Annotated in this window: 12 protein-coding genes; 4 read left to right on the top strand and 8 right to left on the bottom strand. The window is 61.8% G+C overall.

What is annotated here, in order from left to right; translation table 11 throughout:
• Positions 1 to 38: 38 nt before the first annotated feature.
• On the top strand, positions 39 to 434 hold the full coding sequence (locus DN745_RS11320) for a hypothetical protein (protein WP_133622170.1): 396 nt from the start codon (positions 39 to 41) through the stop codon (positions 432 to 434).
• Positions 435 to 508: 74 nt separating this feature from the next.
• On the opposite strand, the gene DN745_RS11315 is transcribed toward DN745_RS11320, so the two are convergent.
• Both DN745_RS11315 and DN745_RS11310 read right to left on the bottom strand, forming a co-directional pair.
• Entirely contained in the window at positions 509 to 841 is a 333-nt protein-coding gene (locus DN745_RS11315; RefSeq protein ID WP_111334911.1) for a HesB/IscA family protein, read from the bottom strand.
• 170 nt (positions 842 to 1011) lie between these two features.
• Positions 1012 to 1833, bottom strand: coding sequence for a LolA family protein (locus DN745_RS11310; RefSeq protein WP_111334909.1), 822 nt, complete (start codon positions 1831 to 1833; stop codon positions 1012 to 1014).
• A 170-nt stretch (positions 1834 to 2003) separates the two neighbouring features.
• Here DN745_RS11310 and DN745_RS11305 point away from each other — a divergent pair, with 170 nt between their 5' ends.
• The gene (locus DN745_RS11305; RefSeq protein ID WP_111334907.1) at positions 2004 to 3038 is read left to right on the top strand and encodes a hypothetical protein; all 1035 of its coding nucleotides are present in this window, start codon (positions 2004 to 2006) and stop codon (positions 3036 to 3038) included.
• 29 nt (positions 3039 to 3067) lie between these two features.
• On the opposite strand, the gene DN745_RS11300 is transcribed toward DN745_RS11305, so the two are convergent.
• From DN745_RS11300 to DN745_RS11285, 5 genes are all read right to left on the bottom strand, one after another.
• Entirely contained in the window at positions 3068 to 3430 is a 363-nt protein-coding gene (locus DN745_RS11300; protein ID WP_111334905.1) for a hypothetical protein, read from the bottom strand.
• Positions 3378 to 3569, bottom strand: a complete 192-nt coding sequence (locus DN745_RS19345; RefSeq protein WP_133622169.1) for a hypothetical protein — start codon at positions 3567 to 3569, stop codon at positions 3378 to 3380. The genes DN745_RS11300 and DN745_RS19345 overlap by 53 nt, the downstream gene beginning before the upstream one ends.
• Before the next feature lie 3 nt (positions 3570 to 3572).
• A complete protein-coding gene (locus tag DN745_RS11295; RefSeq protein WP_111334903.1) occupies positions 3573 to 4526 on the bottom strand; it encodes a hypothetical protein in 954 nt (317 codons plus the stop codon).
• Between the two features lie 69 nt (positions 4527 to 4595).
• Positions 4596 to 5009 (bottom strand): MliC family protein, encoded by a 414-nt coding sequence (locus tag DN745_RS11290; protein ID WP_111334901.1) that lies wholly within the window; start codon positions 5007 to 5009, stop codon positions 4596 to 4598.
• Positions 5010 to 5147: 138 nt separating this feature from the next.
• On the bottom strand, positions 5148 to 5645 hold the full coding sequence (locus DN745_RS11285) for a TspO/MBR family protein (protein ID WP_111334899.1): 498 nt from the start codon (positions 5643 to 5645) through the stop codon (positions 5148 to 5150).
• A 194-nt stretch (positions 5646 to 5839) separates the two neighbouring features.
• On the opposite strand from DN745_RS11285, the gene DN745_RS11280 reads away from it, so the two are divergent.
• Both DN745_RS11280 and DN745_RS11275 read left to right on the top strand, forming a co-directional pair.
• Positions 5840 to 7942 carry a sulfatase gene (locus DN745_RS11280; RefSeq protein WP_111334897.1) on the top strand — a complete coding sequence of 701 codons (2103 nt, stop codon included), beginning with the start codon at positions 5840 to 5842 and terminating at the stop codon, positions 7940 to 7942.
• 102 nt (positions 7943 to 8044) lie between these two features.
• A complete protein-coding gene (locus tag DN745_RS11275) occupies positions 8045 to 10336 on the top strand; it encodes a sulfatase-like hydrolase/transferase (protein WP_111334895.1) in 2292 nt (763 codons plus the stop codon).
• 103 nt (positions 10337 to 10439) lie between these two features.
• Here DN745_RS11275 and DN745_RS11270 read toward each other — a convergent pair whose 3' ends face one another.
• Entirely contained in the window at positions 10440 to 13319 is a 2880-nt protein-coding gene (locus DN745_RS11270; RefSeq protein ID WP_111334893.1) for a 2-oxoglutarate dehydrogenase E1 component, read from the bottom strand.
• Positions 13320 to 13978: the final 659 nt, after the last annotated feature.

Below are 13978 nucleotides of genomic sequence, written 5' to 3'. Positions count from 1 at the left end.
TTTGACCCGCACCAGGATCGCCTATGCTGCGCTATTTGATGATGACGTTAATTTTTTGGTCGAAGCTGCCGCAGTTTCGGCCCGGCCTTAACTCGGGCTACCAGCCGCCCTCGAGCCCGCCGACCGGCAGTTCCGCGACCGGTGACCCCTCTGGGCTCGCCTACGCGACCCTCGCCCTGGGGATCGCGTCCTGGGTCCTATTGCCGGTCATCGCGGCGGTCGTCGGGGCGATTATGGGCTGGATCGAGCTGAAGAATATCGAGAGTGGTAAGAGCTCTGCGGCTGGGAAGACCGTCACCAAGATTGGCTTCTGGCTGAGCGTGGCGAACGTGGGCCTTGTGGTGATTGGCACCTGCCTGTCGGTCGGGGCGGTGGTGTTATTCTTCGGCAGTTTCGCTGCGCTGATGGCGGCGGCGGGGGTTGCCGGCGCCTGAGTCGTTCTTCAGAGGCATAAAAAAACCGGCCATCAGGGCCGGTTTTTTCGTTTAACGCGTATTAGCGGCGCGGATCAGGTCGTGAAGCTGGTGCCGCACCCGCAGGATCGCTTGGCGTTGGGGTTGCTGAATTTGAACCCGGCGTCGACCATGCCGTCCTGCCAGTCCACCTCGGTGCCGTTGAGGTAGAGATAGCTCTTGGGGTCGCAATAGACGTTGACGCCGTGGAGCTGAAAGACGCGGTCGTTTTCGCGGGGCTTCTCGACGATGTCGAGGACATAGTTCATCCCGGAGCACCCGCCGGCTTTTACGCCAAGGCGAAGCCCGTAGGAGCTCTTGGGGTCAATGTCGTTCTCGCGCATCATATCGACAGCCTTATTGGCTGCTTTTTGGGTCAATGAGATCATCTTAAAGCCTCATAACGTGGTCTAAATTTATATGTGATGCGTTCGCATCCATCTGCGGGGAAACCTAGATTTCGCGCCGCCGGGCGTCAAGCGCAACCCGCGGCGCGCTGTGGTCGAGAACACCGCGAAGTCGGCGTTCATTCCCGCCGAGCGCCCGGTGAGTCGTCGCGTTATTGCACCTCGACCACGGTGCTGCCGGCCGGCGCGGCGAGCTCAAAGAGCGGGTCGACCAGGCCCGGGTCGAGCTGGGTGCCTCGGATATCCAGGGAGAAGTCGAGGTTTCGCGCCGGCCAGACGAAGCGGCGGTATTCCGGCAGCGCGATGCGATCGTTGTCCTTGGTGCGCTTCCAATCCTCGCTGGTGTAGCGATAGGTCGTGTTCTCCTTGGCGTCGGTCTCGGTGAGCTCGATGACGGCGAAGTCGCTCGGGCGCACCTCCATCTTGAGCTTGCCGCCGGTGGGCATGGACTTCTCGTAGCTATAGCGGCCGGTCTTCGGGTTCCAGCGCAGCTCGGCGGGCGCCGCGCTGCGCTCGAAGCGGTCCCAGGGCGCGCCGCCGAGCATCATGCGCACGACGTCGCGCGCCGAGAGGTCGACCGGCAAGAGCCGGCTGATATTGGCCGGGGTCGGCGCCCCGGTGAAATACTCGTTGGTGTCGCGATTATGCATCGCGAAGGTCTCGCCGTCGGTGACCAGGACGCTCATGATCGAGTCGGTGCCGGGGATGCGCGTCTGCACCCGCAATTTGTCGGGTTGCTTCACCAGGATAAGCTGGCGCACCTTGACGCGTTGGCCGTCGCCGAAATAGTCGAGTACGATCTCGCTAAAGCGGGCATCCTCGATCTGCCCAAGCCGCGCGTCGATCGCGGCGCGCAGCTGCGCCGGGTCCTCGATGGCGTTCTCGGGAGGCGGGATATTTTTGGCGCACCCGCTGGCCATTGCGGCGAAGACCAGGAGCACGAGCAGAGAGCGAAACATCAGCGATGGATTCATAGGCTTTATTTTATTGGATACTTTGAGTGCAAAAACTTAAGGTCGCGTCGAATCTAGGCAACCGATCAGACTTTCGCAACGTCGCGAAATTCAAATAGCGATGCTTTTAGTGCCAGACGGCCGACATACTACTCCAACTTTGTGATCGATATAAGAACTGCGAGGACTTCATGAATTCGAAATACGGGATCAATCCGAGAGGAGCTCAGGAGCATCGCATCGAGGCGCGCCGCGGGGCTCGCCAGATGACCTGGGTGCGACGCGGGCTCGCCACGGCGGCGACACTGCTGCTGGTCGGGGCGGCCGCAGGGTGTGCATCGGGTGGATCGCAGGGCAACGGCGGGGGTCTGATGGGCCTGGATAGCCAGTCAGCCCAGGCGATCTGGGCGGATTGGACGCCGGTCGCCCGCGGCGACCAGGGGCTGTTACCTGACGCGTTTGTCGACGAGGTCGTGGCCTTTGATTATTGGCAGATTGACGCCGCAGAGTTTGAGGAAGATGCCTGGAGCGGGGCGGCGTCGGTCCTCGATTATCTGCGCCGCGAGGCGAGCGATGGAAGTGGGTTAAACGCGAAGCAGCGCGCCACCGCGACGCTTTTGTTGCAGGCCCTCGACGGCGGGGCCGGCGAGGCCAATGCCATCGGCGCCCGGCGCATGGACGTCACCTTCGTGGTCTCACTCGACCCCGACCGGGCCGAAGAAGGCATGATCGTGCGTTTTTACGCGCCCCTGACCGACAAGGGCGCCACCCCCGGGCTGGCCATCTATATGGGCCGGGTCGAGGGAGAATCGGGTGGGTTCGAGCGGGCGCTCGTCTGGGCGCGGCCCGGGTTTGAGCAGGCCGAAGCCTTCACGGTCGCGCTGAACCAGGCGCCGGCTTCGGCCGACGCGGACGGCTGGAGCGCTCGGCAATACGACGGGATTGTCGCGCCTCGCGACAGCGCCAACGGGGAGATGACCCAGGGCGACTCGCTCGAGGAGGTCGCCGGCCTGGCCGAGGCGATCTTTAAGAGCCAATTCTGGACGCCCTTTAGCGGCTCAAATTATGTCGAAGCGAAGAGCGTCGCCGACCAGGAGCGCGCGCTCCCCGATGACATCAAACCCGCGCTCGGGCTGACCCTTCGGGAGCGCCAGATCGAGGAGATCTACCGCGACACCGTCTTCATCCCGCGGGATGATATCGACCTGCCGGCTGAGTTTCTCTGAGTGATGTGTTGGCGCGCGGGGTTTTGACTTCACGAGCCCGTTTGGAAGCTTATCCGGAGCCCGGCAAATGCACGCCAATCAAGCGCGGTGTCGCCGCGTTTGTCGAGCTCAAAACGAAGCGGAATGCTCAGCGGCTGGTCGTTGATCGACAGCAGGATAATCTCGGCGCGGGCCTCGGCCTGCCATAGCGTCTCCCAGGCCCACTCGGTGTCTGTGCCCGGCGTGACAGCCTGGCCCCATCGCCCGCGCAGCCCAAAATGGTAGCGCCCATTGCCGCTCTCCCAGGCATAGATCGCCTCGACGCCGGTCAGCGGGACAAATTGCTGCTTCCAAGTGGTGTCATCTTGGCGCCAGGTGCGCCAGGTCGCGGTCGGCGCGGTTATGCGGGTCAAAGCCTACCCGGAACTTCCGCTCTTGGGCGTCGACCTTCCAGTCCTCAGCGCTCGCAGCAGGGCGAGGGGCGGCCAAGATCGCGCTGAGGAGCACTGCCCCCACGACAGCGCTGCTTTGATGGCGGCGAAAATACGTCATGAATTAGTCCGTGCTGGGTTGGGGGGCGTAGTCGGGGCGCGGCGGGCTCAGGAAACTGATGCGTCCGCCGAGCGTGGCCTGGTAGTTGAGGGCACCCGCGTCGAAGAGCGGACCGCTTCGGTAGGCGACGCCCACCTCCGCAAAGGCCGACACGGGCATATCATTGAGGCTAAAGAGCACGCGCTCGACGTTGACCCGTGCGTGGGCGCGGTCGTGCTCCAGGCCGGCGTCTTCCCAGATATGGCGGTAGGCCGCGTGCATCGTCATCTGGGTTAACCCCCGCTCGTCGATGGTCCAGGCGCCTTCCAGGCCAACCTCGGGATAGGCATACAGGTCGAAGTCGCGCTCGGAGCCGAGCGCGACCCCCACCCCTGCGCCAACCCGAAGCAAGAGATAATCCTCCAGGCCCTGGTCGCGATTCTGCAAAAACTCCCAATTAAGGTGGCCCTGGAAGACGTCGATGAGAAGTTGGTAATTGTCTTGATTGGGCTCGTAGCGCATGCGCCCGACGCGCACACCGGTGCCCAGATTTAGGAAGAGATCGTAGCGATCCGCCTGGGGGGTGAGGAATTCGACCAGGCGAAAGGTCGGCTCCGCGTCGGCGCGCCCGCGGTCATACCCGTAGAGCAGGCCGTGGACTTCGGTGGGGTTGATGCCGGCGCGGGCCTGCACAAATTGATGGCGATGGCGGTGTTTGTCCTGGTCGTCGTAGGTCTCCCAGACACCGCCGAATTCGCCCGCCAGCCGGTGCTCAAAACTCCCCAGGTCGCGGCTCGCCGAAATCCAGTCATAGACACCATAGAAGGCGCGCCGGCGAAGGTCGAAATGGGTTTGGTACAAGCGGCCGCGCTCATCGCGCTCGAAGCCGTGGCGTGGCGGGCGCACCGAGCGCTCTGCCGGCGTTTTCTTTTCCTCCTTTTTGGCTCTCTCGACGGACTGAATCGCGTCGAGGGCCATTTTAATGCGCGCGTTCTTTTCGGCTTCTGCGTCCTGATCTTGCGCGATCGCCGGGGGCGACCCACCGCGTTATTCGACGATGGTCGTCTGAACGCATGATTCGATGATGTCGCCGGTGTTGCCGACGTCGTCGAAGAAGAGGGTGCCTTCGGAGCCAACGCCGCTTCCCTTGGTCCACCACACGAGGCCGTCGCCGACATAGCGCGCGCCACTGGCGGAGACCGCGAGCGTCAGGGTATTCGTGTCGCTTCCCATCTCCAGAGAAATCGTCTCTTCGCCCGCAGGGGTGGTCTTGATGATGGTGCCGGATTTGCACTCATAGGTGGCCGGACCAAACTCGGCCTCGGCCTCGGCGCTCTCGGTCGACTCGACATTTTCGTCGGTCGACTCAGTTTGCTCGGTCGACTCGGTGTTTTCTGCCGGGGTGGTCGCGCAGCCTGCAGCGATAAAGACGATCAATAGTGCGAGAAAACGAAACTTCATAAGAATGTCCTAAATAGTAGGGTTTCGAAAAAAAAATAAGGGGTTCGTCGCGCTTATATTAGCGACGCGGCCTATAAATCGCCAGCCGCGAGCGTTTATTCCAATCAGGCGGATTCGGTCCGCGCTGATATGCGTCGTTTAGCCCAGTATCTGTGGGTTGAGCTGCCAGACCGCGAAATTGAGCGCGGCCGCGAAGCTGACCCAGAGTAGGTAGGGTATCAGCAGGGCGCCGGCCAACGGGCGGGTGCGCCAGAAGAGGGCGATCGTGGCGACGATGAGAAGCCATAACAGTACGATATCTGCGAAGGCCAGGGCGCCCAGACTCCAGGCGAAAAAGAGCCAACTCCACACGCCATTGACGGCGAGTTGGACGATAAAGATGCCCAGCGCGATGCGGTTTTTCTCTGCGCCACCCTCCCGCCATACCAGCCAGGCGGCGACCCCCATCATCGTATAGAGCACCATCCACGTCGGGCCGAAGAGCCAGCCGGGCGGGGCCCACGCGGGCTGGGTGAGGTCGGCGTAAAACGCGCGCGCCTGGAATGACGCCACCCCGCCGATGGCTGATACGATATAGCTCAGCACGAGCCATCCGATGAGTCCGAACGTTTGCTGCTTCTTTGGGAGGTCGCTCATCGTGTGTGCCGCGGGCAAGAGCAAAAAGGTCGTGGGTCGAGCCTAAACAAGTAGCGTCTGAAACTCGATCTCGATTTATGGAAATGATAGGGAGGCGCCGCGATAGTCAAGAGGTATCGCTCACAGGTCAAGTCACAGACCGAGAATCGCAAAATTTCAAGTACGATGCAGGCTTCGTCTTCGGGAGAAAGTAGTTGAGTAAGAGCAGGCGAACCAGATCACAATTTGAGGGGAAATTCGGCATCGGCGCCATCCCCGGTGTGCTCACGATGGCGGCGCTCTGCGGGGCTATCTGGTCGCTCTATGAGGCCTGGCGATTACAGAGTGCGGAGGTAACCTTTTGGCAGGCTTGGGCGGCGAGCGGGGCGGCCGCGGCCGTCGTTATCATGCTGACTCTTCCACTGGGATGGTGCGTTGGTGCCTTATGGCGTTGGAAGCAGGCGGGCGGGCGGGTTCGCGCGTTCGTCGCCGCCGCGCCGCTGCGCTTTGCCTCGTTGCTCGGGGCGAGCGCGCTTGCCCTGGTGCTCGTGAGCTACCTCGCGTTTGGAAGTGTGGAAATTTTCGCCGCGCTCTTTAGCTCCCCCAAGGTCCGTCAGATCGCGTTGGCCCTGGTGCTTCCATTTATTGGGATCTTCGCCTGGGCGGTGTGGCGTGGGGCCGAGGCCGGTTTGATGCGTGGGTTCGTGGCGTTAACAAAGCGCGAACTCGGCCAGAAAGAGGTAGAGAGACGCCTGCCGATCGCTGCGTTTTTAGGCGCGCTTATTCTGGCGATTACCTGGGGGCTAAGCTTTATCTTCCTGGCGCCGGATGTCTTCGATGAGCTTAATCTTCAGCCGGTGTTGCCGTTTGCGATCATCGGCGTGGCCGCGGTCGTGGGGAGTTTTATGCCAGCACGGCGCACGGTCCTCGCCGCGGCGATGGCCGGCATCTTCGGGCTCGGTGGGCTGGGGATCTTCTATATGGGCAGCGAGGTGCCCGCGCAGATGAGGGTTCGGATGCCTCAATATGCCCCGGGGACGAACCTTGTGCTGGGCACGCTTAAAAAGAAGCCTGTTCAGTTCGCGCGGGATATTCAGTCGAATTCGCAGTCGGCCGTGTGTAAACCCGGCCAGACCCCGCCCGACGCGCGCCGGGTGGGGCGGGTGGGCGATGGCGCCCCGGATATTATTTTGCTCACCGTCGACGCGATGCGCTGGGACCACACCTCGCTGGGCGGATATAAGCGCGACACCACACCGCACCTGAAAAAGCGCGCGGAGTCCGCCGCTGTATTCGCCAACGCCTACACGACCGCGTCGAGCACGCGCCAGAGTTTTCGCGGCATGTTCTCGGGCATTTACTCCTCGCGCATCGCCGCGCCCAAGAGCACCAAATGGGGGCTAAGTTTTGCCCCCGGTCAGGAGACCCTTGCCTCCTATCTGAGCGCCGCCGGCTATGAGACTAAGGCGCTGTCGACCGACCCCGGCGCGTTCCCCACAAAATATCGCGCTTTTCAGGGCTTCGACCTCGTCGATGAGTCGCCGGTGAAGATGTACGGGGATACCGACCGCGGGGCGCCTCATATCGTGAACCGCATGACGGCGTATCTCTCTGACCCCGAGCGCGTGGCGCCGCGCTTTGTCTGGGCGCATATGCTCGAAGCGCATCAACCCTATTTCGGCGGGCCGAACCTGGTGAAATACGGAAAGCGCGAGGCCGACCGCTACGACAGCGGGCTGAACTTCGTCGACACCCAGATTGAGCGTCTTCTCGAATTCGCGCGCGGCCCGAACCTGCCGCGCCCGGTGATCGTGATCATCACCGCCGACCACGGTCAGGCGTTTATGGAGCACGGGTTTCGCGCCCACGGGGCCACCGTCTTCGGCGAAGAGGTTCACGTCCCCTGGCTTTTCTGGGGGCCGGGGATCAAGCCCGGCGTCTACCAATCGCCGGTCTCATTGATCGATCTGGTGCCCACGGTCCTCGACCTGGTTGAGCTCAACGTCCCCGAGGCGCTCTGCGGTCAATCCCTTGGGCCCTCGCTGCTCGCCGGCGAGGAGCCGCCCGAGCGCATCGTCTATACCGAGGTCATTCCTGACCGCACACGCGACTATTTGGGCGCGGCGATCATCCAGGGCGACGACAAGTTGCTACTTCGACCGTCGCTTGAGCTAATCCAGCTGTTCGACCTGGCCGAAGATTCGGGCGAGAAGATTGACCGGTCGGACAAGGAGCCCCAGCGGCGCGATGAAATGCTCGAGGTTTTGCGTGAATTCTATCTCGAGCGAGGGCTCGACCCGTCGAATTTCGGGGTCTGAGAGTCGTCACGTTTGCCTAATCTTAGCCGGGCGATATAGGGTCGAGCTTTGCTCGGCAGCGCAAGCCGATGGCCTTGGATTTTAGCGGTACCTATTACACCAATGAAAACACGAGACGCTCTCTTTGGAGGATTTTTATACGCTCTGGTCTTCTTGAGCGCCTGGTTTCTAGTCGAAGGGCTTTATGTCGTCGCGACGGTAGAAGACGCGCCGGTTTGGGGGGCGATGATTAATCTCGGCGTCGGCATGCCGCTTGTGATGGGCGGGGGGCTGTTCGCCGGGATGGCTGTGGCTAGTTGGGCCCGCTGGCTCGATATTCCCGACCCGTTGGCCTCCGCCGTGGGTATGGCCGGTCGGTATCTCGTGGGCGGTGATGCGCCTACCCGCGCGCGTCGCTGCGCCTGGCTCCTGGGGGCGCCGCTGCTTATTTTTGCCTGGTTATTGGGTGGAGTGAGCATCGGCGTGCGACTGTTGAGCGCGGTGAAGACGCCCGCGTATCTTGTGCTGCTTATCCTTGCGGTAGCGATCCTCCTCGGCGTCATACTCTTGCTGGCAGCTCCGCCGATCTTGTTGCTTATGCGGCAGGTTTTGCTCGGGGTTCGCGCGGTGGCGATGCGTTTGCTGCAGCGCGACCCGCTTCGTCCGTTCTGGCTTTTGACCGTGCTCCTCGTCGCCGTGCTCGGCGCGGCGATTTATTTGTGGGTGATGAGTCCCGAAACGATGGCCGCGCTCCCGTGGGCGTTTGTGCTCGGGCCGACGGCCGGGGCAATTCTCACAGCCGCCGTCGGGGCCGCGGTTCATGCTCGCCCGCGAAGACGCTCAATAAGCGGCACTGGGCTCGGACTGGCGGTCATCGGGTTAGGGGTCTTAAGTGTTTTTCTTCCGCAGAGATTAAGCGACGCGCGTGTCGTTTTTGTGGGGCAATCCTCGGTCGTCAGCATGTGGTACGCCCTGGTTGAGCCGCGCCTAGACTATGACGGGGATGGGGCGATTTCGTACTATGCAGGCAATGATTGCGCGCCGTATGACGCCCAGATTCATCCGCTGCAGCGCGAGATTGTTGGGAATGGGATTGATGAGAATTGTTCTGGCAGTGACCTGGTCGTCGACCTTGAAAGGTTCAAGCTCGGCAAGCTCAACCGGCCCCAGCCAAAGGGCGTCGCGGCTCAGCCCAATGTCATTCTGATCACAACCGACGCGCTCTCTGCGGAGCATACAACGCTCGGGGGATACCATCGTGATACCACGCCGAACCTGGCCCGTTGGGCCAAGGACGCCACCGTCTTTGAGCACGCGTTTTCGCTGAGTTCAAGTACGCGTTTGTCGCTTCCCGGGCTGCTCCTCGGGCAATTTAATAGCATGATTAAGATGAAAGACGGGCGCGTACATCCCTATTCATACCCAGCGAATACCCCGACGCTCGCCTCGATTCTCCAGCAAAGCGGCTATCGAACGGTCTTTGTGCCGGGCGATAAATATTTCTTAAAGTCGCGCTGGCCGGGGGTCTCCATCGGCTTCGACGAGGTCGACGGTCATGGGTATAAAGGGGCCGCCGATAAGGTTCATACAGCACCATCGGTCACTCGCCGCGCCCTACACCACCTCGAGACGCAGGCCCCCGAACAGCCAATCTTTTTATGGGTGCATTATTTCGACCATCATGGCCCCTACAGAAAGATCAAAGGTCATGCTCCGTTCGAGGGAGCTGAGGCGGTCGACCTCTACGATAACGAGCTGCATTGGGCGGATATGCATTGGGGGGAGTTGATGGACGCGGTGCAGCAAAAATGGGCGCCCGAGGAGTATCTAATGATCTTCAGCGCGGACCATGGAGAGTCGTTTCGGGCAGGGCGAGGCGCGCGCCACGGTGTCGGTCTAGGGACTGATTTATTGCATATTCCGCTGGTCATTCAGGGACCCAAGCAGCGCGGTCAGGTGCGCCCAGACCTGGTCTCACAGGCCGATATCCCGCCCACCGTGCTCAACCTTGCCGGGCATCGCGCGCCCGAGAATTGGGTTGGCGAGAGTCTCATTCCAACCCTCTTCGAGGGCGTACCCGTTGAGAAAGACCTGATCTATGGCTTGCTCTATATCCCAGAGGACGCCAAGCGCCAGACCGATGCGTTTCGAAATATCGCCCTGCGCACCCAGGAGTTCGCTTATAGCGAAGATCTGCGAACCGGTCGCCGAAGGCTCGTCGATTGGAAGAATGACCCCTACGAAAAAAATGACTTGAGCAAAGAGAAGCGTGAAGACTTCGAGAGGCTGCGCTATCTGGCCAGCGAGAAGCTGCGTTGGCTGCGCGAGCGTGAGGCGGCGCTGAGTGCGTTAAATGAGACGAAGACGGCCAAGCCAAAGAAGAAGGTCTCGCGGGATCGAAACGCCGGGCCCTGAGCGCGTCGTTTTAGCCAGCGACAACACCAAAACTTCAGGCCCAAAACGAAGAACGGCCACCCAACATTGCGTTGGGTGGCCGTTGTCGTTCTAGCGGGTCAAATTAGCCCTTGAAGGCCTTCTCAACCAGCGCAGCTTGCTCGATAAGGTGCGCGTCGCGCGAGCCGGTGGCCGGGCTGGCGCTGGCGACGCGACCGACATACTCGATGGGCAGCAGGTCGTAGTCGTAGAAGCGCTCGAAGAGGTAGGGCCAGGGGCCCATATTCTTCGGCTCTTCCTGGACCCAACAGACCTTTTCGCGGTTGGGGAACTCGGCCAGCGCCGCGTCGATATCCTCTTTGCGCAGCGGGTAGAGCTGCTCGAAGCGGATGATCGCGGTGTCGTGGAGCTCGTTGGCCTGGCGGTACTCGTCGAGGTCATAATAGACCTTGCCGGAGCACATCAGCACGCGCTTGACCTTGGCCGGGTCGACCTTCTCGGAGGTCTCGCCCTTGATCTTCTGGAAGCCGCCGCTGGTGAGTTCGTCGACCGTGGAGCTGGCTTCGTTGAGGCGAAGTAGGCTCTTCGGGGTCATGACGATCAGCGGCTTTCTGAGCGGGCTGAGCACCTGGCGGCGGATCATATGGAAATACTGGGCCGGGGTGGTCGGGTTGCACACGATCATATTGTCTTCGGCGCACATCTGCAGGTAGCGCTCAAGGCGCGCGCTGGAGTGCTCCGGGCCCTGGCCTTCGTAGCCGTGGGGCAGCAGCATCACCAGACCGCTGAGGCGCATCCATTTGTCTTCGCCGGCGCTGATGAACTGGTCCATGATGACCTGGGCGCCGTTGGAGAAGTCGCCGAATTGGGCTTCCCACATGACCAGGGCGTCCGGGGAGTCCAGGCTATAGCCGTACTCAAAGCCCAGGACCGCCGACTCGGAGAGCAGGCTATTATAGACCTGGAATTCGCCCTGTTCCTCGGCGATATGGCGGGCCGGCCAATATTGGTCGCCGTTATTGATGTCGCGAAGCGCGGCGTGGCGGTGGCTAAACGTGCCGCGCACGCAGTCCTGGCCGCTGAGGCGAATCGAGGTGTTCTCCTTGAGCAGCGAGCCAAATGCCAGCGCCTCGCCCATGCCCCAGTCCATGGGCTTTTCGCCCTTGGCCATCTGGACGCGCGACTTCAACAGGCGCCCCAGGGTGCGGTGCGGGGTGAAGTCGTCGGGGACCTGGCTGAGCGTTTCGCCCAACTCGAGGAGCAACTCTTTGGAGATGGTCGTGTCGACGTCATGATCTTCGGCGACGTCGCCGCCCTTATAGGGCTTCCACAGGCCGTTCATGGTGTCGACGGTGGTCTTCTCGGGCGCGGTATGAACCTTGTCGAAGACCTTACTATACATCTCCGTGCGCGCGTCGAATTGCGCGCTGGCCTCTTCGGCCGTCAGGATATTCTTCGCGATCAGCTCGTCGGCGTAGATCTCGCGCACGGGCTTGAGCTTGTCGACCGCCTGGTACATCAGCGGCTGGGTGAAGCGGGGCTCGTCGCCCTCGTTGTGGCCGTATTCGCGGTAGCAGACCAGGTCGATGATGACGTCTTCGCCGAACATCTGGCGGTAGCGCGCGGCGAGTTTCATGACGCGCACGCAGGCGTCCGGGTCGTTGCCGTTGACGTGGAAGATCGGGACCGAGAGCATCTTGGCGACGTCGGTCGCGTAGGTAGTCGAGCGGGCCTCGCTGGGCTCGGCGGTGAAGCCGATCTGGTTATTGATGACGATATGAATCGTGCCGCCGACGTCATAAGCGTCGAGCTGGGACATGTTGAGCGTCTCGGTGACGATGCCCTGGCCGGCGAAGGCCGCGTCGCCGTGCATCAGAACCGGGACGATCTGCTGGTGCGCGCTCTCTTCGCCTTTGCGGTGTTGCTTGGCGCGCGCGCGCCCGACGACCACCGGGTTTACGAACTCGAGGTGGCTCGGGTTAAAGCAGAGCGACAGGTGGATCTTTTTGCCCGTCGCGCTCTCGAAATCGCTCGAATACCCCATGTGGTATTTCACGTCGCTGGAGCCCAAAAACTCCATGGGGACCGGGTTCTTCTCGAACTCCGAGAGCATCATCTCGGCGGGCTTGTCCATGATATTATGGAGCACGTTGAGCCGGCCGCGATGCGCCATGCCGAAGATGACCTCTTCGACGCCGAGCTCCCCAAATTCGTTGAGCATCGCGTCGAGCATCGGGATCAGGGCGTCGCCGCCGGTCACCGAGAAGCGCTTGGCGCCGACGTATTTTTTGCCCAAGAAGGACTCAAACGCGTCCGCCTCGATCAGCCGGCGCAGCGCGCGCTTTTGCTCGGCGGTGTCAAGCGGGGCGTAGTTATTGAGCTCGATCTGGTCGCGCAGCCAGATGCGCGAGCGCGACACCGGCATATTTTGGTATTGCACCGCGATCGAGTCGCAATAGAGCGACTTTAGCTTGGCCAGCACCTCGCGCAGCGAGGTCTGCTGGTTGTCGCCAAACAGCGCCTTGCAGCGCACCGGTGTGTCCATGTCGCTGCTGTTGAACCCGTAGCTTGCCGGGTCCAATTCGGGCGGCGGGGCGGGGCGCTCAAAGCCGAGCGGGTCGATCTTTGCGGCCAGATGCCCATGCAGGCGGTAGGCGCGCACCAGCGACTCCACGCGCGCGGCGAACCCGGCGGTGCGCCCGGGGGCCTCGACCGAGGTGTTCTGGACGCGGTCGGTATAGATGCCGTCGTCCACGGCACTCTGGCCGTTGCTGGCGCTCGCTCCGGCGCGGAAGAGGGAGCGACGCTTGAAATTAGGGCGCGGGTCCTCGGCGCCCATCTGGTCGAGGTACTCCGCAAAGATCGGCAGCCAGCTCGGGTCGACCGACGCGGCATCGCGCAGGTATTGCCCATAGAGCTGCTCAATATAAGGCAGGTTGCTACCGCTAAATTCGGTCGTATTTGCTTGCGACTGTGGAAGTGCTTTCTTCGACGCTTTCGTCACGGCTTTGGCTCTCGGTGCAAAGAGGTTCGGTGGGTAATACCAGGCGTATAATATTAAACTTAAAACATCCCACGCAGAATCGGGGATGGATATTTACAAGGGGTGGCGCGAAAAACGACCTACCCGTCGAAATTCTGGCGCTACCATGGCGCAAGGAGTGCGGTGGGTCAAGAAGTGAGGGGCGATTCATTTAATTCGTTTCGCCCAGGCCCGATTAAGCGCGGCGTTCCGGCCCGCTCCCCTTCGTCTACTGCCGCCAACGCGCGTGGCTTGAGGATTGTTCCAGCGAATTTGCGCCGTGGTTTGCAGGGGGGATAGGCTGGGATTGTTTGGGGCGCGGCGTACACGACGCGCCGCGAACACCGCCCACCCGAAGCGCCGCGAACACCGCCCATCAGAAGCGCCCCGCAGGCGCAACAGTAGATCTTCCCCTCTGGGGAAGATGTCGCGAAGCGACAGAAGGGGGGCTGCGTACCAGCGAGGCGTTGCGGTGCGTCGCGTATCGGCAAGGCGTCGCGTTGCGAGACGTCGCGTATCAGCAACGCCTCGAAAATTGTGCGTTGCGTATCAGCAACGCCTCGCCGATTTGCAGCTCCCCCCTCCGCCTGCTGCGCAGGCACCTCCCCCTGCGGGGCGGAGGATTACGGTTGCGCTAGCGG

This window comes from Bradymonas sediminis (assembly GCF_003258315.1).
In the GTDB taxonomy this organism is placed as follows: Bacteria; Myxococcota_A; Bradymonadia; order Bradymonadales; family Bradymonadaceae; genus Bradymonas; species Bradymonas sediminis.
Note: the sequence above shows the minus strand (reverse complement) of the source record. Positions and strands in the feature narration are given on the sequence as shown.